Genomic DNA, 23,370 nt, shown 5'->3' with positions numbered 1-23,370 from the left:
TACCATGCAGGAGAAAGTGACAGAATGTCATTTTTTCAAATTGAAAAGGTCTTGTTATATGGATTTGTCAAAGAAATGCCTTACTTTTAAATCTTAAAATATTTTTAAAAATGAAGTTGAAATGTACAGTTTTTATGCTGCTCATCATGACCTTCTGGGTATATGGGCAGAGGAAGCCTTTAGACCATTCTGTTTACGACAGCTGGCAAAATATAGGATCAAGAAAAATTTCAAATGATGGAAAGTGGATTGCCTATTCGGTAGATGCTCAGGAAGGAAATTCTGACCTTTCTTTATATTCCGTTAAAAATAAGACAACAAAGAAGTTTGCAAGAGCGGCAAAAGTGGATTTTACCAATGATTCCAGGTTTGCTGTTTTTCAAATCCGCCCGCAATATAAAGATATAAAAGCGGTAAAAGATAAAAAACTGAAGAAAAATAAATTAACAAAAGACAGTCTTGCCATTGTTGATTTTTTTAATGATAAAACAGAGAAAATTCCGAATGTAAAATCGTTTAAAATTCCCGAAAAAGCAGGTTCTTACGTTGCTTATCTTCTGGAAAATATAAAAGATAAATCTTCTGATGATGCTTCCGACAAAGAAGACGGGGAAGAAAATAAAGAGGAAGAAAAAAATGTAAAACCATTACAGCTGGTGGTGAAAAACCTTTTGGATGGAAAAAGTACAACATATGATAATGTCATACGCTACGAGTTCAGTAAAAACGGGAAGCAGCTTGTTTTTGTAACCAAGAAGCCGGATGAAAAGAAAGATAAAAAAGAAGGAAAGGATTCAACAGATGAAAAATCTTCGGATAAAAAAGATACAGACAAGTCAAAACCTAAGAAATATGCATTTCAAACCGTGCAGGTAGTTGATCTGCAAAAAGGAACCGTCAATACAATTTCTGAAATGGAAGGAGACTTTTCACAATTGTCTTTTGACGAAGAAGGAAATCAGCTGGCTTATGTAGGAACTTCTTCTGCACAGAATGATCTGGTGAAATTGTATCAGCTATATTACTTTAATTTTAAAGGAAACAAAAAAGCAATTGTTACCAATGAGAATGCACAGATGAAGAGAAACTGGGTAATTTCCGAAAACCGGTTGCCGCTGTTCAGTAAAAATGGGAAACAGTTGTATTTCGGTGTTGCTCCGAAGCCAATTGCAAAAGATACTGCCATGATTGCAAATGATCATGCCGTTGTGGATATCTGGAATTATAAGGACGATTATCTGCAAACGGTACAGCTAAAAGAGTTGAAAAATGATCTGAAAAAATCCTACGCTGTAGTTATGCAAACGGAAAAACCGGATTTCTTCACCAATATTGACGGAGAAGATTTGGATACTTTACGACTGGTGAATGAAGGAAATGCAGGATTTGCGCTGGGAATTACCAGTATCAATAACCGTATTTCTTCACAATGGGAAGGGGCAACAAAGAAAACCTATTTTCTGATTGACAATAAAACGGGAGAGAGAACCGAAATTATTAAAAACCTCAATGGAGCAGCGGCTGTATCTCCGCTGGGAAAATTTGTTGTGATCTTTGACAGAGAAAAAGGAAAGTGGCTGAGCTATAATGTGAAAACAAAACAAACCCTGCCATTGAATACAGGCTTAGCTGTTTCCTTCGTTGATGAAGAATTTGATATGCCGGATTTTCCAAATTCTTATGGTATTGCATCCTGGACAGATAATGATGAATCTGTAATTATCAGAGACCGTTACGATCTTTGGGAATTTTTCCTGAACAGTTCAAAAAAGCCAAGAAATATAACCAATGGATATGGACGTAAGCATAAAATAACATTTGATACCTATGATCTGGATAAGGATATTAAAAGCTTAAACAGAAAATCAACTATTTATTTATCCGCATTTGACAATACATCCAAAGCCAACGGAATTTTTAAAACATCTGTGCAGTCAAACGCTGATCCGGTAAAAATTCAGATGGAAAATGTATGGGGATACAGAACCCTTCAAAAAGCAAAAAATGCTGAACAGTATATTCTGATAAAAGAATCATACAAGGATTCTCCCAATATTTTTGCAACATCAGATTTTTCAGAACAACAAAAACTGAGCAATACCAATCCGCAGCAAAATCAATATAACTGGGGAACAAACGAATTGGTAAACTGGACGACACCAAAAGGAAATACTTCTACAGGAGTGTTATACAAGCCGGAAAACTTCGATTCGAATAAAAAATATCCGATGATTGTTTATTTCTACGAAAAACTTTCGGATAATTTAAACCGGTATGTTGCACCAGCTCCAACACCTTCAAGATTAAATATTTCTTATTTTGTGAGCAACGGATATCTTGTTTTCACTCCTGATATTTCTTATACAGATGGTTTCCCGGGAGAATCTGCCATGGAATATATTAATTCCGGAGTTGAAAAGTTAAAGCAAAATGCATGGGTAGACGGTACTAAGATAGGAATTCAGGGACAAAGCTGGGGCGGTTATCAGGTTGCTTATCTTATCGCTCATACCAACATGTATGCAGCTGCATGGAGTGGAGCTCCTGTTGTCAACATGACCTCTGCCTATGGAGGAATTCGATGGACTTCAGGAATGAACAGACAGTTCCAGTATGAAAAATCACAAAGCAGATTGGGCAAAAACTTGTGGGAAGCACCGGATCTTTATATTAAAAATTCACCGCTTTTTACCATTGATAAAGTACAGACTCCGGTAGTTATTATGAGTAATGATAAAGATGGAGCTGTGCCATGGTATCAGGGGATTGAAATGTTTACCGCACTACGCCGTCTCGGGAAACCGGTATGGCTTCTGAATTATAATGGTGATGACCATAACCTTATGAAACGTCAGAACAGAAAAGATATTCAAATCCGCGAACAGCAGTTTTTTGATTATTATCTTAAAGGTGCTAAAGCTCCGGTCTGGATGACAAAAGGAATCCCGGCAACCCAAAAAGGAAAGGATTGGGGATTTGAACTGACAGATGATAAACCTAATTAACAGAATTCCGGCGGAGCCAAAGGCTCCGCCGGAATTTTTTATTATAAAAGCAATAAAGAGCACACTGACACAATGGCATTTTTTTTATGATGGGTCTGTTGAGCACTTTTATTATATTTACCGCCAATTATAAATAACAGTATGGGAATCTTTGATTTTTTTAAGAAGAAAAATAACAGTCAGGAAAATGTAAGTACTCCGGTTCAGGAAATGGAAATGCCAGAGGAAAAAATAGTAGAGGAAGTGGTGGAAGAAGTTGTGGAAACAATACCGGAAGTTCCTTCGCAGCCGGCAGAAGAGCCGAAAGTAAATGAAGAATATGAAAAAATCAGGATTTATAATGATTATATCGTGTATTCTATAGCCCTTCAGCTAAGAGGTGAGTATACACCGCTTTCTGCTTTTGAAAAAGAAAATGGTGAGGTAGAGGGTTTTGCGTATATGGTTACTGAAGATGCTTATGCGCTTTCTCCACAACAGGCGATTGCACAGATGGAAGAAAAGTTTGAAAGTGAGCTTCAGGAAGGTAAGATTAAATCTTATATGATACTATATCATTCTCAGTTTGATCATAACGGTAATCACACTCCGGCTATTCAGGAAGGGGAATTTAAGGGAATTTCACTTGCTTATCACTTTGCCGGTGACGAAAAGAAGAAAACAGGATTGCCTTATATTTTCGAAAACCAGAATATTACGTATAAAGGTTTTGCAGAGTTTTCTCATGAAGAAAATAATGCGATTATGAATCATCAGTTGATTGAGGGACAAAATTATTTCCAGAATACAGTAGGAATCACGGCTCCTGAAACCACTAATGAAGCTGGGATAATTATCAGAAAATCCAATGTTCATAACCTTGTGAATACATGGAGTGGCGTTTTTGGACATCAGAACTTTCAGACTAAAGATTACGGGCAGTATCTTAGCACAGTTTTAATGCAGTCCACCGTTTCTGATCCGACAGGAGAGGCCAGAAATAAAACCGAATTTGAAGATGTGAGATTCAAAACCATTGTTACAGATGAGTTGAGTACCATAATTCCGGAAGTAAAAACGAATTATACCCTGGACTTTGAAACAAGATCAATCAGGGAATGGGAAAATGCATTGAATTTACAGGCAATTGTAGCAGGACCTGCCAGAGATACTTTTGGTGTTTGGTTTTTTGCAACAGATTATGCTGAAAACAGAAATACCTACATGACTCAGCCTCATCTGAAGGTGAATGTCAGTGGAATTGTTTTCATCCTTGATGTTCAAACCAATACTGATTTACCGGATGGAACCAAAATGAGTGAGGATTTCACTACCTATGCACCAAGTCAGGACCTGCCTAATTATGCATGTTTCGATTTTATTGGTCAGGTAGTCGACTTTAAAGAAACAGAATTACTTGAAGACGGAAGTGTTAAAGGGTATATTCTGAAACTGAAATTGATCACGAATGAAGAGAATGAAGATTTCTTTACCATTGATGCTTTTGTGAACAAAGAGAATATGAGAATGGAAACACTTACAAAAGGAATGAAAGTGACCGGAGCACTTCAGCTGCAGGGTAAAATTGCTGAATAATTTTAAAAAAATATAAAATCTCAAAGAGGTTGTTCTACGGAATGACCTCTTTTTTATTTTCTGATCCTTCATTTATTTAAACGCATCGTTGATGAAGCTTTGTGGTAAATGATGCATTTGCTTAGTAAGAATCAATGGAATTGATTCAGCTCTCTGCTCCCTTAAAAATATTACAGCATACAGATGAAACCTTTGCGTTAGAAAAATCTTTATTTTAAAAACAGAAAAAGGCAATCCGAAGACTGCCTTTTCTATATTTTCTGAAAAATTATTTGTTTTTCATTTCTTCCTTAATCTTAGCTTCCAATTCTTCAGCAAGATCCGGGTTATCTCTTAAAACATCTTTTACAGCATCACGCCCCTGACCCAATTTAGTCTCTTCGTAGCTGAACCAAGAACCACTTTTCTTCACAATTCCCATATCTACAGCAGTATCAAGAATTTCTCCTACTTTAGAAACACCTTCACCATACATGATATCAAATTCTGCCTGCTTGAATGGAGGTGCTACTTTGTTTTTCACAATCTTCACTTTCACACGGCTACCGATTGCTTCATCACCTTGTTTGATAGGAGCACTTGCTTTTCTGATATCAATTCTTACAGAAGCGTAAAACTTCAGTGCATTACCTCCGGTAGTGGTTTCAGGATTCCCGAACATGACACCGATCTTTTCTCTCAACTGGTTGATGAAAATCACGGTACATTTTGTTCTTGATATCGTAGCGGTAAGCTTTCTTAATGCTTGAGACATTAATCTTGCATGAAGACCCATTTTGGAATCTCCCATTTCACCTTCGATTTCTGCTTTTGGTGTAAGAGCCGCTACAGAGTCAATTACTACGATATCAATTGCTCCTGAACGGATCAAATTATCTGCAATTTCTAAAGCCTGCTCACCGTTGTCCGGCTGAGAAATGATCAGGTTTTCAAGATCAATTCCTAATTTAGCAGCATACGTTCTGTCGAAAGCGTGCTCTGCATCAATGAATGCTGCAATACCACCTGCTTTTTGAGCTTCAGCGATAGCGTGAAGGGTCAATGTTGTTTTACCTGAAGATTCAGGACCATATATTTCAATGATTCTTCCTTTTGGATATCCGCCTATACCTAGGGCAATATCCAAACCTAAAGAACCGGAAGGAATTACTTCTATGGTATTGTCTATAGATTCATCACCTAAAGTCATTACCGTTCCCTTTCCATATGTTTTATCTAGCTTGTCAAGCACTAAAGCGAGTGCTTTTTTCTTATCATCAATGTTACTCATCTCTATTAAAATAATTTCTCAAAAATACATAATTTATAGATCAAAAGCTAATATTATTTGTCTCTGAAAGCTATTTTTAAAGTTAAAAAATGATAAAATTTTACAGCTGATCTCATTCATTACGAAGCACATGCGGAATGTGGTATCTAAAGTATTTTTTAATGTTTTTTACTTTAGTAAGATGAGTTGTTTTTTTGTTTGAAATCGCAAAGGCGCCATTCTTTTAATATAGATTATGGTTTAAGGCGCAAGATTCTGTGTTAACCTGCAAATAAAATTTATTTTTTTGTAAATTTGTTTCTTAAGTCGGCCCAGAGCTAGACTCTGTAGCGTGCTATACTATCTCAGTTTTCACGCTATTTTTTGATTTATACTTACTGTCATAGACCGTTTCATTTTTAAAAAGAATATAGATCAATTCTAATATTTTTCTTTGGATCGCTACTAGAGCCTTCATTTTTATTCCATGTTTTGAGGTCAGCCTTATGTAAATTTCTTTAAAATTATCATCCCACTTCACAATTGTTAGAGCAGGTAAAAACAAACATTTTCTTAAGCTTCTATTTCCTTTTTTGGATATTCGTGATTTACCTTTTACTGATGTTCCAGATTGCTTTTCCCTAACGTCTAAACCCGCATAACTTGATAATTGAGACTTATTTCTAATCAGTTCAAAACCATTGGTCTCTCCCAAAACAGTAGCGGCAGTTAAAACACCAACTCCAGGTATCGTTGTAAGTCGTTCTATCGATTGTTTTACTACAGCATTAGTATTGATAATAGTATCGATATCTTTCTTTATTTCTTTTTCTTGAGCGTTGAGTAAATTCAGGCGAGCTTGCATTCTTTCTATACTTTTTAAATGAGGACGAGCTTGAACAGTTTCCGCATGGAGTTGATTTTTTATTACACTCCGCTCCTGAACAATTTGATCTCGCTCTCTGGTCAGCTGTTGCAGCTCATTATAAGTCTGATCAGGCTTTTTCCAGACACTTAATTTTCTTTCAAGACCGAACTGAGTAATAGCCTGAGAACAACTCTTATCAGTTATCGTTTTAATATCAAGAGTTCTTATATAACTGCTTATTTTATTAGGCAAAACGATATAGACATTTTTGTTATTGTCAGCCAGATAATAAGCAAATTTTTGATGATAAATCCCTGTGGCTTCCATAATATAGTGAATTTCCAGCCCTTCAACAATTTGTTTTTCAACCCAATTAATCAATAATTGGATTCCTGTATCTGTATTTGTAAATACCTTATAAGCTATAAATTTTATAGTCTGATCTTCATATAGAAAACCTAAAGTAACTACTAATTCTTGTTGAGCTACATCTATACCTGCCACTTGTTTTAATACTCTCATATTTTATTCTGTTTAAGTGAGGAATCTTCCTTCGTCTTTTCTCCTAATTGGATATTCTGGATATTAAAAGTTGTTTTTAATTCCTTACATTCTGTTCTGACTCTAAAAGATAAAAAAGGATGAGGTGATTTCTTGCGCCGAATATGTTTCTTTGAACTATTGGATTTTTATTCAACTCTCATCCTTATTCACTTTATTGCTAAGATAATAATTGAGATAAGGAAAATTATAACTTATACAAACATAGGAGATTTTATCTCCGATAATATTGAGTAGTGCATGTATTTTTTACCTCGCGCTGATTTTACAGATAGCACCGATCATAAAAATCTGTGCAATTCGTGTGATCTGTGGGAATATTTTAATAAAAATGAGGCTCCATTCTTCCTGAAAATCTAATATTGAGCGAGTCGAAATGTTCTTGCGCCTTTGCGCTTTACAACCCAATAAGACTTTAATGAAAATTTGAACCTTTGGTAATGGCAAGATAATCTTCCAGTACTTTCATCTGATCTTTGTTTCCTCTTTTTATTCTGGCATTGCGGCTTACAAGGCTGTCATAAATTGTGTTGAAAAATATTTTCGATTTTGGGAACAGATTTCTGAAAGGAACTTCCGGAATTTGTAATCTTTTACACACTTCGTCATCCAGAAGAAACCACGTACAGCAGACGTGTAGATATTTTAAATTTTTTCTCTGAAATTCAAATTTTAAAATAGGATTTTCCAATGATTCATCCAAAAGAGAATGAGCCAGAAGAACAGAATCTTTATCCGAAGGGGGCTGAACGGAAGTCCATAAATAAAAATATTCCGTTGCCTGTTTCTTATCATCAGGAAGAAGCTGCTCCGGAATTCCCAAAAGGTAACCCACGTATTTCCAAAGATGGAAAATTCCCTGTTCTTCTTCAACAGAAAAACGATTTCCCAGCTTTTTAAGGCTATGGAGAAATACCAGACTGAACCCGATATACGTGGCCATCATATCCCATGAATTGATGGGTTCTCCCCAGTTTTCGGTATCCCAGTCTTTATAATGTTTTTTAATGGAAAGTCTTGCATAGGAGTGGATCAAACGGGTTTTTATGGCAAATTCATATCCTTTTGCATGAATTTCCAATGCGTTGTATCGGGTAGCATTTACCCAGAAATCCAATGTTTCCGAAAGCCTTTTTACAGCTCCTTTCTTCAAAGCTTCTGTAACGATTAAAGGTTTGTTGAGGTAGGCATAATCATAACCGCCAATCAGACAGTAATCCCTTAATGAAATTAATGAATCAAGATTGCTTCTCATGCAGAGTTCAGCACCGCTTTTGAGCAGATTATAATCCAGCCAGTCCGGAACTTTTTGAGTTTGGCTGAACATTTTTTTTACACTTTCAGGAACATCATCAGTTTCTGAAACTCCGTTTCTGATGTAATGTTCAATTTCCCTGGAAGCTTCATGGAATTTTTTAGTGAAATAAACATCTTTTACCACCTCGTCACCGATCTCATCCGTATGATGGAAATAGGGAGCAAATTTTTCAAAGTTTTTAAAACTCACTTCAGCTCCGGAAAATTCAATAAGCTGTTTTCCGTTGCCATGTTCCCAAAAGTTCCTGAAATGGGGAGCGTCTTTAAAACGGGGTTGTATCATGTTCATTCCTTTACCTATAAAAGTACAAGTTTTATGCTGAAATATTCTGGTGAGATTTGTCAGCTATCCAGGAAAAACTTTTATGAAAAATACCACAAACGGGTAATTTACTTGTGTTTATATAATTTGAAACTTTGTGTAAAACAAAACTAATAACCATGAAAACTCAATTATAAAAACATTTCGTTTCTCTACAATGATTAACTAATTCTCAAATTCAAAAAAACTTAGCCACAAAAATAAAAATCATGAAAACAAAAATTGTATTACTGTTTCTGCTCGGTTGGGCGGGGATGGCGTTTGGACAAAAAAAAGACAAAATAGACTCAATTACAACTCAATTGACAATACCTGAAATTGAGACTTTATTATCTAAGGATGAATTTAAAAAAATTGTTAATAAAGAATTTAATTCTGTTATGAATAGTAGTGGTAAAACTACAATTGGGAATTATGCTGCGGCAGATATCAACGATGGGCGTTTGGTTTTTAATGCAACAAAGAATTTTAAAAATGGAGATATGCTTTCAGTAAATGCAAGTGGAAGTGTTACAGATGGTTTTTTTGCAATATTTAATCAATCAAAAATAAATAGCAATGTCGGTGTCAATTTCAAATACAATATGAGATTAAAATCATCTTCTATTTTATTTCATGAAAGAGAAATCAAAAATTTATCTAAGAAAAAATCTATTGCTACATCACAAGCTAATGTCACAAAATCATTATACATAAAAGATTCAATATTACTATTTTCAAAATTGAAGCTATTAAGGTCAGAAATCTCTGACATTCAGGAAAGACTGAAAGCAGCCAATTTAGATCCTACTGCAAAGGCAAGGTATGAGTATCAAATAGCTTTGAAAAATATGCAGACCGATTCTCTTTTATTAAAGAAAGAGTCACTTCCGTCTTTAAAAGAAATAGAAACCTTAAGTATATCTAAGGAAAAAGACGGTGTAGCTAATGCCATTGATAACTTTAATTATACTGGTATCTTCTTTCATTGGATAAGCTTAGGAGCAGGATTTCAGAATAATAATTTCAACTATTTTACCCCATCTTTATCTTACGAAAATCAAATAACTAAAAAGAATTATGTGGGTTGGAAAGGTTCAATTGAATACAATTATTATGAATGGAATCAGTACAGCAAACCAACTCATTATTTGTTGATAGGCTTTTCAGGAGGGATTGATGATAATTTTTCTGATTTGTCTAAAACTGAAATTAATGAATCTTACAATTATGGGGAAACTTCATCAGGACAAAGAACCTCAACCAAAAAATTTAATGCTTATCAAGGAACATACAAAACAAATCTATCATATAGCAAGTTGTATATTGATTATTACAGGTTTATTTTAGAAAATACAATGGCATTACACATTTATCCACAAAGTACATTTAAAGAAGAAAGTAAACCACAATATGATGCAGGAATAGGGTTACTATACTCATTTAAGGATTTGAAAAAAGATAAATCTAAGCTGCATGTAGAACTTTATTTCAATCTTATTGATCTAACTAATTCCAACGATTCAGAGTTAGCTTTTTTAAAGCGAAACGAAATTGGGCTAAGGTTATCAATTCCAGTAGCATTTCTTAATTTTTAAAATATTTTATTATGGCAAAAACGACAAAAAACAAACGGAAAGACAGAATCCTTTATCGTGCTGACTGTCTTGATTGTCGCAAGTATGTAGGGAAAAAAACGACACGCATACAAGCGGAGGAAGATAGGGATCATCACAAAAGTGAACCTAATAACGAAAATCATAACGTAGAAATCGAAGTTATACAACATTCCTATTTGAAATAACTAATTTTGATAGCATTGTATGATTTGAAATATTAAAAATCAGTTTTAACTGATTTTTTCTTTCTACGTTTGTAAGAGGCTAAAATAGAAAATGATAAGGATACAATAAAAGAGGAAATTCTATATTTAAAATAAAAATACAAAGCCAAAACAAAAAACCTTCCCATCGGGAAGGTTTTATATTACTTATTGCTTATCGCTCATTATTGATTATAAAGAAGCCGCGTGTACAAGCATATCTACTAACTTGTTAGAGTAACCCATTTCGTTGTCATACCAAGAAACAAGTTTCACGAAGTTAGGAGAAAGCATGATACCAGCATCTTTGTCGAAGATAGAAGTTCTCTTATCTCCTACGAAGTCCTGAGATACTACAGCCTCTTCAGTATATCCTAAGATACCTTTCAATTCACCTTCAGAAGCAGCTTTGATAACTGAACAGATTTCTTCATAAGAAGCCGCTTTTTCAATTCTCACTGTTAAGTCTACTACAGAAACGTCAACAGTTGGTACTCTGAAAGACATACCTGTTAATTTTCCGTTTAGTGAAGGGATTACTTTTCCTACTGCTTTAGCAGCACCTGTAGAAGAAGGGATGATGTTATTCAGAGCAGCTCTACCACCTCTCCAGTCTTTCATTGAAGGACCGTCAACAGTTTTCTGAGTAGCTGTTGTAGCGTGTACAGTAGTCATCAAACCTTCTACGATTCCGAAGTTATCGTGGATTACTTTAGCTAAAGGAGCTAAACAGTTTGTAGTACAAGAAGCATTTGATAAGATTTTGATATCATCAGTAAGCTCCTTGTGGTTTACTCCCATTACGAACATTGGAGTGTCATCTTTAGAAGGAGCAGAAAGGATTACTTTCTTAGCACCTGCAGCAAGGTGTTTTGCAGCGCTGTCTTTATCAAGGAATAAACCGGTAGATTCTACTACGTAATCTGCACCGATTTCGTTCCATTTTAGGTTACTTGGATCTTTTTCAGCAGTTACTCTGATTTTTTTCCCGTTTACTACAAGATCATTTCCTTCTACAGAAACCTCACCTGGGAAAATACCGTGTACAGAGTCATATTTTAACATGTAAGCCATGTATTCTGCATTGATTAGGTCATTGATTCCTACAACTTCAATGTTGTCTCTTTCAGTCATTGCTCTGAAAACAAGACGTCCAATTCTACCAAAACCGTTGATACCTACTTTAATTGTTGACATAATAGTTTGTTTTTATTAGATTATAAAAATAATTAGATTGCTAAAATTTCTGAAATCAGTAAAAGATCTTTATTGATTTCATTATGTTTTTTAATGGCTTCTTCAATTGGCGTATACGTCAGATCGTTGGAACGCATCCCTGCCATTACATTGGTTTGTCCTTCCATTAATCCGGTTACGGCTCCATAGCCCAGTCGGCTTGCCAAAACTCTGTCTGCACAGCTTGGAGAACCACCTCTCTGCATATGTCCCAAAATCGCTACACGAATGTCATAATCAGGGAAGGTCTGTTTGGTTTTTTCTGCAAGTTCGTACACATTGGCTAGTTTTTCACCCTCTGCAACAACCACAATACTTGATGCCTTTCCGGTTTTTTCCGCATCTCTGAATTTCGTGAAAAGCTCATCAATACTGTCTTTTTTCTCAGGAATTAAAATATCCAGAGCTCCAGTTGCCAATCCGCTGTTTAAAGCAATAAAACCAGCATCACGACCCATTACTTCCACAAAGAAAACCCTGTTGTGGGAAGTTGCCGTGTCACGGATTTTGTCAATGGCATCCATTGCCGTATTCAATGCAGTGTCGTATCCGATCGTATTATCAGTTCCGAAAATATCGTTGTCGATCGTTCCCGGGATACCGATTACCCTGATTCCGAACTCTTCATTAAAGATTTTGGCACCGGTAAATGTTCCGTCACCTCCGATACATACCAATCCGTCAATTCCCAGCTTTATACAGTTGTCGTAAGCTTTCTGACGGCCTTCTTTAGTTCTGAACTCAGCAGATCTGGCAGATTTTAGAATGGTTCCGCCCTGGTTGATTATATTTTTTACGGAACGGGCTCCCATTTTCAGGAAATCATTATTGATAAGGCCGTTGTAACCTTCCCTCACTCCGTAGCATTCGATATTATAGTAATTGGCGGTTCTTACTACCGCTCTTAACGCCGCATTCATACCCGGAGAGTCACCTCCTGAAGTAAGAACTGCAATTTTTTTTACAGCACTCTCTTTCATCAAGTAAAAAATTTCGAAAACAAATTTACAAAAACAAGTTCAGATTATCGTAGTAAGTTTCCAATAGTTTTGAATATAAATTATTAAAAGCTTCTGAAGTTTGTAGGTTTAAAAAAATACCGTGCAGTTTTCGTCTCCTCAGCATGGATGTCAAGGTCGTACCAGGGCGTAAAATAGGGATTAAACGGATTTGAAAGTACATGAACCGATTGCGCCGGGGTGAATCCTTCACTTAATAAGAATAATCTTTTTCCTTCCTTATTCCGGCAGACACCGGAAATAAAAACAATGTGTCCGGGACTTCCCGGTGTGATCAGGATATCTCCGGTTTTCAGATCTGAATTTTTATTGACCGGTTTTGTTTCTTTATTTAATGAAATCGTTCCTGCATAATTAAAAATGACATCCAGATAATTTCTGAAACTCTGATAAGAATCATCAAAAGACGCAGCTTTTCTGAAGTTGACAGAATTTCCGCTGACAAAAGCTCTTGTTCCGTTTTTATAATCATTCCAGCTGAAAAGATCACCGCTTGTAAAATGAAATTTAATTTCGTTAAATTTTTTAGCCTTATAAAGATATTCAGCTCTCATTCTGATGACTGCATCAGCACATTGCTGAAGGTCCTTATTTCCGGTATCAATATCAAAAACCGCTTCATGAAGATGCTGGGTAGAAATGGGTTTTCCGTCATATTTTACAATCTGGCTGCCGTAAGGTTTGAGTTTGAAGTTTTCAATAAAATATCCGAAAGAACCAGGTTTTTCTTCTATCCAATCATATCCTTCCGGAGGAGAAAATCTTTCCCTGATAGTATTTTTACCTTTATTGATTTTTAAAGCATTTTCAGCAATTAAACGCTCATTTTGATCCGGTTCAGGTAATAAACGGTCTGATATTTTTTCTTTTGTACAGCCGGTGTAAATGAGAATAACAATGATTCCTGTGATAACTTTTTTCATGCGTTTTAGTGAACACAAATATCATTTTTTTTCACCTATCTGCCAATATCTTATTTGAAAATTTAGTGGTTCAACGACTCCTCTTTTTCAGGAATCAATAATTTTCCCCAATCATTCAGCTGCCAGAGGATTTCCACCAGTTTTTCCCCAAGTTCTGTCAAAGTATATTCTACTCTTGGAGGAAGTTCATTGAAAGACTGTTTCGTTAAAATACCGTCTTCCACCATTTCACTCAGCTGCTGATTGAGAACCCTGCGGTCCACTTTTGCAATCCCGCGTAAAAACTCACTGGGACGTTTTTTCCCTTCATTGATCTGCCAGACAATAGGAATTTTCCATTTTCCACTGATGGTATTGACAGCAACTTCCAACGGACATATTTTATTTTCTTCAGTTCTTCCCTTTGTTTCCATAAAATTGACTTTTTTATCCCTATGGGTGAAAAATGTGCGGTATTGTTTTTCTCCGCCCACTTTCAGACTTTTGTAAAGGTAATCATTAAATAGTATGACAGAAAAAAGAAAAGGAGCCCGTTCCATCAAAGAGATTCCACCGGATATTTTGGATCAGCTGAACAGAGGAGAAATTGAAACCGCCAACCTTACAGAATGGCTGGCCGTAGATCAAAGGCTGCTGCTGGAAAACCTGCTTTTACAGAATGATCGTACAGGATATCTTATACCTGTTTTAGAAAATGTAAATCAGCTGAAAAAGCAGACTGTCAATACCATTAATGAAACAATTGGTGTTGGGCTTCTTAATCTGGCTTTGAAAAATAAGGATGACGAATTTCTTTTTAAATTGTCAGTTCATCCCGCAGATTTGGTACGGTGCTGGGCAGCTTATACGATTGGAAGAAACAACGATTTAAAACTCAGAGAAAAATTAGAAAAAATTCAGCCTTTCGCTGCTGACTCTCATTTTGGGGTAAGGGAAATCTGCTGGATGACAGTGCGTCCGGATATTTCCAGAAACCTGGAAGAAAGTGTATCCATATTATCAACGTGGACCATACATGACAATGAGAACGTAAGACGTTTTGCCAGTGAATCTACAAGACCGAGAGGTGTCTGGTGTGAACATATCGATGCTTTAAAACAAAATCCGGGACTCGGACTGGAAATTCTGGAACCTTTACGATCAGATTTCTCCAGATATGTACAGGACAGCGTAGGCAACTGGCTGAATGATGCCAGCAAATCACAACCCGAATTTGTAGTGGAAATCTGTGATGAATGGCTTCGGGAAAGTCCGACAAAAGAAACGCAGTATATTGTAAAAAAAGCGTTACGGACCATCAGAAAGTGAGAGTTATCCACAGACTGGAAATGTTGATTTAGTTTTTGAATCTGTAGGTTACAGATTTACATGGGTTTATAATATATTTTTATATTCCTTTACTTCCTGGAACTGGCTTTATTTACTCCATTTTTATAAGAAAATTGATGTTGAACTATTTTCAATGTTAACGGTATGTTAACTCAAAAAAGTTATCCACAATATGGATTTTCTATTAATGTGGATTCTATCTCCCGTAAAATGAACAGATTAAAAAATATGGGTCAAAAAAGAATTTGAAATCGCAGCTTTTATCGTCCAATTAAAAAGTTATCCACAATATGAAATTCCGGCTACCATTTTTCAGTCAGATATTTCCAGTATCTTTTGGGAACATGCTGAATATGGAGTTTCATGTTTTTTCTTTCCACGATATTGGTTTTTGTGAAATAACGCTGCCAGAGTATCTGATAACTTTTTTCTTCATCATGAAATTTCTGCTGATAATTATGGAGATTAATTTTTTCATCAGGATAGAAAAACTCACAATCGTTCAGATCATACAGAAGTCCATAGTTTCTCCGGAGATCGTAGATCATCCATTTCTGATCCTGGTATCGATCGTGAAAATGTTTTCTGATTAAAGGAAGAACATTAAAATCGGGATCTATTTTGGAGAAAAAAACACCATCCTGCATTTTTTCGAATCGGACAAAAGCCGTCATTCTGTGTCTTTCCCGGTCTACTGATTTACAGATTTTTGAAATTTTTAAAACATCATTATCGGCAAAGTTTTCAAGAATATTATTTTCTGGATTCTTTACCGACTGTTTTACCGCAGATAAAATAAGGCTTTCCAGCTCCGGATCCTCAGATAAAAAAACTTTCAAAAGTTTGTAAACTCCCTGTTTCCCAATATTCTGCTCCAATTTGTTGAGAACCCGCTCAGACTTTTCTGTCTGAGTAATAACTTCATGAATTTCTGCAAAAATATTTTCCTGATGAAACCTTTCCCTGCTTGTGATTTCCACATCTTTATAACGATATTCGAAAACTTCAAATACTGCTGTGAAAAGACCATCAAAACTTCCATCGTAGAGTAGGGTTGTCATGGGTTGAGTTTAATAATTTATAGTTTAGTTGGGGTGTCATTCTGAACACAGACTGAAAGTCTGCGAACGAAGTTCATAAATGAAGTGAAGAATCTGTTTTAAAGGAGAGATTCTTCCTTCGTCAGAATGACAGTCGTGTTGTATTATAAATTAGTGTCCATTTGTGAAAATATTGGTGTCATTTGTATTTAAAATCAAAACAAAGTCAGCTGTTGCGAAAACTGGTTATGGAATTTGGATGAACTTCCGCCTATCAGCAATTTCCTGAAATTTTTATCCGTTAAGTATTTCAGGTAGGCATTCCCAGCATTAAAATCGATAAAGTATTTTGCCCGGTTGACAGCCGCACCCAGTTTTTTCAAATGATCCATCGTTAAAATCTGAAAACGTCTTGCACTTACAATTTTCTGAGCTGTTTTAACACCAATTCCAGGAATTCTTAAAATCGTCCGGTATTCGGCAGTCTGGAGATTCACCGGAAACTGATCCAGATTCCGTAATGCCCAGCTTAATTTCGGATCCATTTCCAGGTCAAGGAAAGGCATATTGGGATCTAAAATTTCTTCCGCTTTAAAACCATAAAATCTCATCAGCCAGTCCGACTGATACAAACGGTTTTCCCGAAGCATAGGAACTTCCGTTGTTAAAGAAGGCAGCCTCCGATCTTCCAAAACCGGAACATACCCGGAATAATAAACTCTTTTCAGATTAAAGTTTTTATAAAAATGATCGGCCACTTTAATGATTTGTAAATCGTTTTCATTGGTTGCTCCCACAATCATTTGTGTAGACTGTCCGGCCGGAGCAAACTTCGGAACCTTTTTAAGAATTTTCTTTTCATCTTTATATTGAATGATGCCTTTTTGGATATACCGCATCGGGCTGATCATATCCTGCCTGTTTTTTTCAGGGGCCAGCAATTTTAATCCGCTTTCTGTAGGAATTTCAATATTTACCGATAACCGGTCTGCATACAACGCAGCTTCCTGCATCAGATCATCACTTGCTCCCGGAATAGATTTCAAATGAATATATCCGTTAAAATTTTCTTCCAGACGCAGCTTTTTGGCCACTCTTACAAGCCTTTCCATTGTGGTATCAGCATTTTTAAAAATTCCTGAGCTTAGAAACAAACCTTCAATATAATTCCTGCGGTAAAAATTGATGGTAAGATCTACCACTTCTTCTACCGTAAAAGCAGCTCTTTTGATATCATTGGAACTTCTGGAAACGCAGTAAGCACAATCATAAATACAGTGGTTGGTCAACAGAACTTTAAGCAGAGAAACACATCTTCCGTCTTCTGTATAGGTATGACAGATCCCGCTTGCAGAACTATCTCCCAATGCTCCTTTTTTATTTTTTCTTGTACCTCCGCTTGATGAACAGGAAACATCATATTTCGCTGCGTCAGCAAGGATTTCAAGCTTTTCTTTAAGACGGTCAAAATTCATGTTTAAAATACTTTGATATGTTTTGTATCTGAATTGTAATTTAATATTGTTCAAATTTAGTTCCAAAATTGATAAAAGTCAACCTTTTTTCATAGAAGTTATCAACAAAAAAGAGTCTCAAAATCATTATATTTACGGCTCATTAAAGTTTATATCATGAATCATAAACCAATCGAAGGTTTTTCCAAGCTTCCAAAGCAGGGGAAAATCGAATGGCTCGTAAACGAATATCTTGAAGGAAACCAGGAATATCAAAATATATTAAAACAATATTGGAATGATGATGCAGATCTTCAGAAGCTTCACGAAGAATTTTCTGAAAATACCATCTCCAATTTCTATATGCCGTACGGAATCGCTCCGAACTTTTTAATCGACGGAAAACTGTTGGCGCTTCCAATGGCAGTTGAAGAAAGTTCAGTAGTGGCGGCTGCTTCCAAGGCTGCCAAATTCTGGATCGATAAAGGAGGTTTTAAAACAACGATTATCAATACAGAAAAACTGGGGCATACCCACTTTATTTTTAATGTAGAACCTCACAAATTATTACATTTCTTTAATTTCAGCCTGAAGAAAAAATTATTTGAAGCTACAGAAGATATCACGGCGAATATGAGAAAACGCGGCGGAGGTATTTTAAATATCAGCCTGGTGGATAAAACAGCAGAAATGCCGAATTACTACCAGTTGAAAGCAAGCTTTGATACTGTGGATTCAATGGGAGCGAACTTTATCAACTCATGTCTTGAGCAGTTTGGAAAAACATTGAGACAGGAAGTTGCTACCAGCGAAGATTTTACTCAGGAAGAAAAGAATTCACTACAGATTGTGATGAATATTCTTTCCAACTTTACTCCTGACTGTATCGTGAGAGCTGAGGTTTCGTGCAAAATGGAAGATTTAAAAGATGACAGTGGAATTTCTCCTGAAGAATTTGCTTCTAAATTCAAACAGGCCGTTACCATTGCAGAAATAGAACCTTACCGTGCGACTACTCATAATAAAGGAGTAATGAATGGAGTAGATGCCGTTGTAATCGCTACCGGAAATGATTTCAGAGCTACAGAAGCCTGTGCGCATGCGTATGCTGCAAGAGACGGACAATACAGATCTTTGACTCACTGTACAACAGATAACGGAATTTTCAGATTCTGGATTGATCTTCCTATTTCTGTGGGAGTAGTAGGAGGGCTTACCAATCTTCACCCTCTGGTAAAATTCTCTTTAGCGCTACTGGGTAAACCTTCAGCACAGGAACTGATGAGCATCCTGGCAGTTTCAGGTCTTGCTCAGAATTTTGGAGCATTGCGCTCTCTGGTAACTACAGGAATTCAGAAAGGACATATGAAAATGCACTTATTGAATATTCTGAATCAGTTGGGTGCTACTGAAGAAGAAAAACAACATTTTGTAACGTATTTTAAAGATAAGACGGTGAGCCACCACGAGGTGATCAATGAGTTTAACAGAATGAGAGGAAACTAATGCTACAGATCATTTTGCCTATCGTATTCCTTCTTTTTGGATTTTTTCTGAAGAAAACAAACAATGAAGGTTTCAGAAGTTCCAAGAAATTCGCCAATATGTTTATCATACTTGGGATTTCTACACTGGTTGCCAAGTTCATTTTAATGTACTTAAAATCAAAATAGTGAAAAAGGGTATTGTATTTTTCTTATTGATTTCCGGATTAAGTTTTTCGCAGCAGCAAAAAGTGAAAATAAGTAATCTGCAGCCTAAAACTGAAGATACCGTTTTTCCGGTTGTTTCCTATCCTGAAAATCCACGGGTAGAAAATAAAATCAATACATTTCTGCAGGTGGATCAGCTGGAATATGTTCCCGGATCTGGCGGAAATCCTTTTAAACTGGCTTCTACAGCAACCAATTCCTATTCCAACTATCTTTATTTTTATAGTTGGGATAAAATTGAAACTCCTGAGAATATTCTGAGTATTGCCATAGACGGCGAAGCTTCAGGTGCTTATCCGGAAGGTTTTTTAATCTGGAAAAACTTTGATCTGAGAACAGGAAATTTTATCAATGCTGAAGATTTATTTCAACCTAATTCCGTGAAAATGGTTGAAAGTATCATTCAGAAAAGAGTAAAGAAAAGAATTGCCGACTTTCTGGTCAAGCTGAAAGCAGAAAAAAATCCATCTGAGGAAACTGAAGATCAGATTGCAATGTATGAAGACTGCTTTACAGAACATACATTGGAAGATATCAGATATTTCTTTGGAAAAGATAAACTGACATTTGTTGCCGGAAGATGTTCCAATCATGCCATGAGAGCTCTGGATGATCTTGACAGTCATGAAATAGAATTTTCTTATAAGGAGTTGGAAAAATACTGGAGTCCTTACGCAAGAAATTTAATTTCAGGTTCTGAAAAAACAGAAAAAACCAGTTTCAGAAATAAGCTGTACAAAGGGAAAATAGATGGGAAATATCCCATTACAGTTTTTATCAGCCGTTTATATAAAGCAGAAAGTGAAAATGATACAAGCTCCTTTACTGCATTGTATTGGTATGATAAAAATAAAAAACTAATCCCATGGGACGGTAAAATGAAAGGAAATCATATTTCCATTACTGAGAATGATCATTATGATGAAGCTGCCGGCAAATGGATTCCAAGAGCTTTTGTAGAAGCAGATATGAAAGGAAGTACAATTTCAGGAACCTGGCAGGATGATAAAACAAAAAAATATTTAACCCTAGAATTAGAAGAGTTATAAAATGAAAACAATCACATTAATTTTTGGAGCAGTTTACGGAATGGTTTCTGTAATCCTGGGTGCTTTTGGAGCACACGCTTTAAAGAAAATATTAGCTGTGGAAAGACTGGAAAGTTTTGAAACAGGAGTAAGATACCAGATGTATGCAGCTTTTTTCCTGCTGATCATCGGATATATCTTAAAATTTGAAACTTCCGCTGAAAAATGGACTTCCATTTTAATGATTGCAGGAACATTTTTATTCTCTGTAAGCATCTATTTCTTAAGTATGCAGGATTATTGGGGAATGAATCTTAAATTCTTAGGCCCTATCACTCCGCTTGGAGGTCTGATGATGATCTTAAGCTGGGGAATGCTGATCTTATATTTTGCTAAAAACAGAATTTAAGGAATAAAAATTAACAGAAGAAGGCGGCTCATACGAACATTCAACCTCTTCAATCTGAGAAATTAGCGGAAGAATAAGGGAAAACAGGAAGATATGTTAAAAATCAAGTCGGTCAGACTTTAATTTTTAAGTCAATAAACTTGGACTTCCGTGTCTTTTTAGTAAATTTGTCAACCTTTAAATATTAAAATAAAATAATAAAAATAATATGAATCTTCACGAGTATCAATCAAAAGAGATTTTATCAAAGTATGGAGTAGCTATCCAACGTGGTTTCGTTGCAAACAACGTAGATGAAGCTGTAGCTGCTGCTGAAAAACTAACTGCTGAAACTGGCGCTCAAGGGTGGGTAGTAAAAGCTCAGATCCACGCAGGTGGTCGTGGTAAAGGTGGTGGTGTAAAGTTCTCTCCAAACATGGATAAGCTTAAAGAAAACGCTCAGAACATCATCGGAATGCAGTTGATTACTCCACAAACTTCTGCTGAAGGTAAAAAAGTAAATTCTGTTTTGGTTGCAGAGGATGTATATTATCCAGGTGAGTCAGAAACTAAAGAATTTTATGTTTCTATTCTATTAGACAGAGCTGAAGGTAAAAATACAATCGTATATTCTACTGAAGGTGGTATGGATATTGAGCACGTTGCTGAAGTAACTCCTCATTTGATCCACAAAGAAATCATTGATCCTGCTTTAGGTCTTCAGGGATTCCAGGCTAGAAAAATTGCTTTCAACCTAGGTCTTGAAGGAAATGCTTTCAAAGAATTTGTAAAATTCATCGGTTCTCTTTATAATGCTTACACAGGTATTGATGCATCTCTTTTCGAAATCAACCCTGTATTAAAAACTTCCGATAACAAAATTATCGCTGTAGATGCTAAAGTAACTTTAGATGATAACTCATTGTTCCGTCACAAAGACTTAGCTGAACTGAGAGATACAAGAGAAGAAGATCCAATGGATGTAGAAGCTGGTGAAGCAGGTCTTAACTTCGTAAAACTTGATGGTAATGTTGCTTGTATGGTAAACGGAGCTGGTCTTGCAATGGCGACTATGGATATCATCAAATTATCTGGTGGTAACCCTGCAAACTTCCTTGACGTAGGTGGTACTGCAGATGCTCAGAGAGTACAGACTGCTTTCGGAATCATCTTAAGAGATCCAAACGTAAAAGCTATTTTGATCAACATCTTCGGGGGTATCGTAAGATGTGACAGAGTTGCTCAGGGGGTTGTAGATGCTTACAAAGCTATGGGTAGCCTTCCGGTTCCATTGATCGTAAGATTACAGGGAACTAACGCTGTAGAAGCTAAAAAATTAATTGACGAGTCTGGTCTTCCGGTACACTCTGCAATTACTTTAGAAGAAGCTGCAAACAAAGTAAAAGAAGTTTTAGCGTAATCTAGAATTTTTGAATAAATAAAGAAACCGTTTCATTTGAAACGGTTTTTTTGTTGGAACGTGAAGGGCACAGTTTTGTAATAACTTCAGCGGAAATGTACTGTAAACCTAACAGGTTTCTAAAACCTGTTAGGTTTAAATATCTCCTATCAATCATCATAAAAAAGACCATTTCAATACTCGAAATGGTCTTTTATTTTATAAATAATTTTACTTATCCTGATGATTTTCCGGCAAGTTAGTCTCTCCACTTGTAATGCTGATGCTCGTTGGCGTTACCAGCTGAATTTTATCCGTATCAAAGCGTTCTTTAATCCCTAAATAAGCCTGGCTTCTTACCTGCGCAAGATTAGCCCCCACTTTTATCCAGAATTTTACCTGAAGATTAAATGCACCTTGTTTCAAATCTGTAAAAATCACTTCTAGAGTGTCCAGCTTATCCACATTATCAAGATTTTTAACCACATCAAGAATTCCTTTCTGTGCTTTGGTAATATCTTCATCAGCCGGAATTTCAAAATTTAAAATAATTCTGCGCTGTGGCGAAGCGGTAATATTGTAAAACGGAGCATTGAAAACAACCTGATTAGGGATATAAGCTTTCTTTCCGTCATCAGTAAGAATTTTTGTAGTGAGAAACCCAATTTCCTGTACTGTTCCTGAGTGGGCTCCTATGGTAATATAATCTCCTACCTTGTAAGCTTTGTCAATTCCAATAAGCATTCCTGAGAAAATACTGGATACCAGATCTTTTAGAGCAACCCCGGCAATAACCCCTGCAACCCCTAAGCTTCCAATAAACTTCCAAAGAAAGCCGCTGAAACCCATTATTTCAAGAGCAATAAAGGTTCCCATCAGCATGATCAAAAATCTGAATATACTGATTAAGGTAACTAAGGAGCTCTCTTTGCGACTTTTAGGAAAAAATTTATGGAATAATTTTACCGCTGCCTGGCTTAAATATTTGCTGGTAACCAGGAAAAAGGTAAATACTAAAATTCCAACAATCAGCTTGGGTGTAAGTTCAGCGAAGGTGATATACCAATTTTCCAATACCTTGTAAACAAGATCTACATACCTGAGTCCGGTTTTCTCCATGAATAAAATTTTAATTAAAGATATA

General features: G+C 36.0%; 18 protein-coding genes. 8 read left to right on the top strand and 10 right to left on the bottom strand.

Annotated features, from left to right (window positions below; translation table 11 throughout):
- Positions 1 to 110: 110 nt before the first annotated feature.
- Positions 111 to 3,005, top strand: coding sequence for an alpha/beta hydrolase family protein (locus tag V0410_RS11950; protein WP_330743265.1), 2,895 nt, complete (start codon positions 111 to 113; stop codon positions 3,003 to 3,005).
- Between the two features lie 141 nt (positions 3,006 to 3,146).
- A complete protein-coding gene (locus V0410_RS11945) occupies positions 3,147 to 4,580 on the top strand; it encodes a hypothetical protein (RefSeq protein WP_330743264.1) in 1,434 nt (477 codons plus the stop codon).
- A gap of 268 nt (positions 4,581 to 4,848) precedes the next feature.
- Here V0410_RS11945 and recA read toward each other — a convergent pair whose 3' ends face one another.
- The 3 genes from recA to V0410_RS11930 all read right to left on the bottom strand — a co-directional run bounded on the left by recA (position 4,849) and on the right by V0410_RS11930 (position 8,864).
- On the bottom strand, positions 4,849 to 5,850 hold the full coding sequence (gene recA, locus V0410_RS11940) for a recombinase RecA (protein ID WP_062676286.1): 1,002 nt from the start codon (positions 5,848 to 5,850) through the stop codon (positions 4,849 to 4,851).
- 334 nt (positions 5,851 to 6,184) lie between these two features.
- Positions 6,185 to 7,219 (bottom strand): IS110 family transposase, encoded by a 1,035-nt coding sequence (locus V0410_RS11935; protein ID WP_330742961.1) that lies wholly within the window; start codon positions 7,217 to 7,219, stop codon positions 6,185 to 6,187.
- Positions 7,220 to 7,673: 454 nt separating this feature from the next.
- Positions 7,674 to 8,864 carry an oxygenase MpaB family protein gene (locus V0410_RS11930; protein WP_330743260.1) on the bottom strand — a complete coding sequence of 397 codons (1,191 nt, stop codon included), beginning with the start codon at positions 8,862 to 8,864 and terminating at the stop codon, positions 7,674 to 7,676.
- A gap of 242 nt (positions 8,865 to 9,106) precedes the next feature.
- On the opposite strand from V0410_RS11930, the gene V0410_RS11925 reads away from it, so the two are divergent.
- Positions 9,107 to 10,474 (top strand): hypothetical protein, encoded by a 1,368-nt coding sequence (locus V0410_RS11925; protein WP_330743258.1) that lies wholly within the window; start codon positions 9,107 to 9,109, stop codon positions 10,472 to 10,474.
- A gap of 416 nt (positions 10,475 to 10,890) precedes the next feature.
- On the opposite strand, the gene gap is transcribed toward V0410_RS11925, so the two are convergent.
- The 4 genes from gap to V0410_RS11905 form a co-directional block, all read right to left on the bottom strand.
- The gene (gene gap, locus V0410_RS11920) at positions 10,891 to 11,895 is read right to left on the bottom strand and encodes a type I glyceraldehyde-3-phosphate dehydrogenase (protein WP_330743256.1); all 1,005 of its coding nucleotides are present in this window, start codon (positions 11,893 to 11,895) and stop codon (positions 10,891 to 10,893) included.
- 32 nt (positions 11,896 to 11,927) lie between these two features.
- Positions 11,928 to 12,914 (bottom strand): 6-phosphofructokinase, encoded by a 987-nt coding sequence (gene pfkA / locus V0410_RS11915; protein ID WP_120232866.1) that lies wholly within the window; start codon positions 12,912 to 12,914, stop codon positions 11,928 to 11,930.
- An 83-nt stretch (positions 12,915 to 12,997) separates the two neighbouring features.
- The gene (locus tag V0410_RS11910; protein WP_330743254.1) at positions 12,998 to 13,876 is read right to left on the bottom strand and encodes a DUF4846 domain-containing protein; all 879 of its coding nucleotides are present in this window, start codon (positions 13,874 to 13,876) and stop codon (positions 12,998 to 13,000) included.
- A gap of 62 nt (positions 13,877 to 13,938) precedes the next feature.
- Positions 13,939 to 14,289, bottom strand: a complete 351-nt coding sequence (locus tag V0410_RS11905) for a winged helix-turn-helix transcriptional regulator (protein ID WP_330743251.1) — start codon at positions 14,287 to 14,289, stop codon at positions 13,939 to 13,941.
- A gap of 94 nt (positions 14,290 to 14,383) precedes the next feature.
- On the opposite strand from V0410_RS11905, the gene V0410_RS11900 reads away from it, so the two are divergent.
- Positions 14,384 to 15,184: a DNA alkylation repair protein gene (locus V0410_RS11900; protein ID WP_330743250.1), complete on the top strand. Its 801-nt coding sequence runs from the start codon at positions 14,384 to 14,386 to the stop codon at positions 15,182 to 15,184.
- Between the two features lie 323 nt (positions 15,185 to 15,507).
- On the opposite strand, the gene V0410_RS11895 is transcribed toward V0410_RS11900, so the two are convergent.
- Together V0410_RS11895 and V0410_RS11890 are read right to left on the bottom strand one after the other, a co-directional pair.
- On the bottom strand, positions 15,508 to 16,266 hold the full coding sequence (locus tag V0410_RS11895; RefSeq protein ID WP_330743248.1) for a TIGR03915 family putative DNA repair protein: 759 nt from the start codon (positions 16,264 to 16,266) through the stop codon (positions 15,508 to 15,510).
- A gap of 194 nt (positions 16,267 to 16,460) precedes the next feature.
- On the bottom strand, positions 16,461 to 17,720 hold the full coding sequence (locus tag V0410_RS11890; RefSeq protein ID WP_330743246.1) for a putative DNA modification/repair radical SAM protein: 1,260 nt from the start codon (positions 17,718 to 17,720) through the stop codon (positions 16,461 to 16,463).
- Between the two features lie 156 nt (positions 17,721 to 17,876).
- Between V0410_RS11890 and V0410_RS11885 the strand changes: the two genes are divergently transcribed.
- The 4 genes from V0410_RS11885 to sucC all read left to right on the top strand — a co-directional run bounded on the left by V0410_RS11885 (position 17,877) and on the right by sucC (position 22,247).
- Complete coding sequence (locus V0410_RS11885; protein WP_062676276.1) at positions 17,877 to 19,205, top strand: hydroxymethylglutaryl-CoA reductase, degradative; 1,329 nt, start codon at positions 17,877 to 17,879, stop codon at positions 19,203 to 19,205.
- A 166-nt stretch (positions 19,206 to 19,371) separates the two neighbouring features.
- On the top strand, positions 19,372 to 20,460 hold the full coding sequence (locus V0410_RS11880; protein WP_330743245.1) for a hypothetical protein: 1,089 nt from the start codon (positions 19,372 to 19,374) through the stop codon (positions 20,458 to 20,460).
- Between the two features lies 1 nt (position 20,461).
- Positions 20,462 to 20,848 (top strand): DUF423 domain-containing protein, encoded by a 387-nt coding sequence (locus tag V0410_RS11875; RefSeq protein ID WP_202841306.1) that lies wholly within the window; start codon positions 20,462 to 20,464, stop codon positions 20,846 to 20,848.
- Between the two features lie 208 nt (positions 20,849 to 21,056).
- Positions 21,057 to 22,247 (top strand): ADP-forming succinate--CoA ligase subunit beta, encoded by a 1,191-nt coding sequence (sucC, locus tag V0410_RS11870; protein WP_062676270.1) that lies wholly within the window; start codon positions 21,057 to 21,059, stop codon positions 22,245 to 22,247.
- A gap of 210 nt (positions 22,248 to 22,457) precedes the next feature.
- On the opposite strand, the gene V0410_RS11865 is transcribed toward sucC, so the two are convergent.
- Positions 22,458 to 23,345, bottom strand: a complete 888-nt coding sequence (locus V0410_RS11865) for a mechanosensitive ion channel family protein (protein WP_330743244.1) — start codon at positions 23,343 to 23,345, stop codon at positions 22,458 to 22,460.
- Positions 23,346 to 23,370: the final 25 nt, after the last annotated feature.

The sequence above is a fragment of the Chryseobacterium sp. CP-77 genome (assembly GCF_036362765.1).
GTDB classification, from domain to species: domain Bacteria; phylum Bacteroidota; class Bacteroidia; order Flavobacteriales; family Weeksellaceae; genus Chryseobacterium; species Chryseobacterium cupriresistens.
The sequence above is the reverse complement of the archived record's forward strand: the minus strand, read 5'-3'. Positions and strand labels throughout refer to the sequence as shown.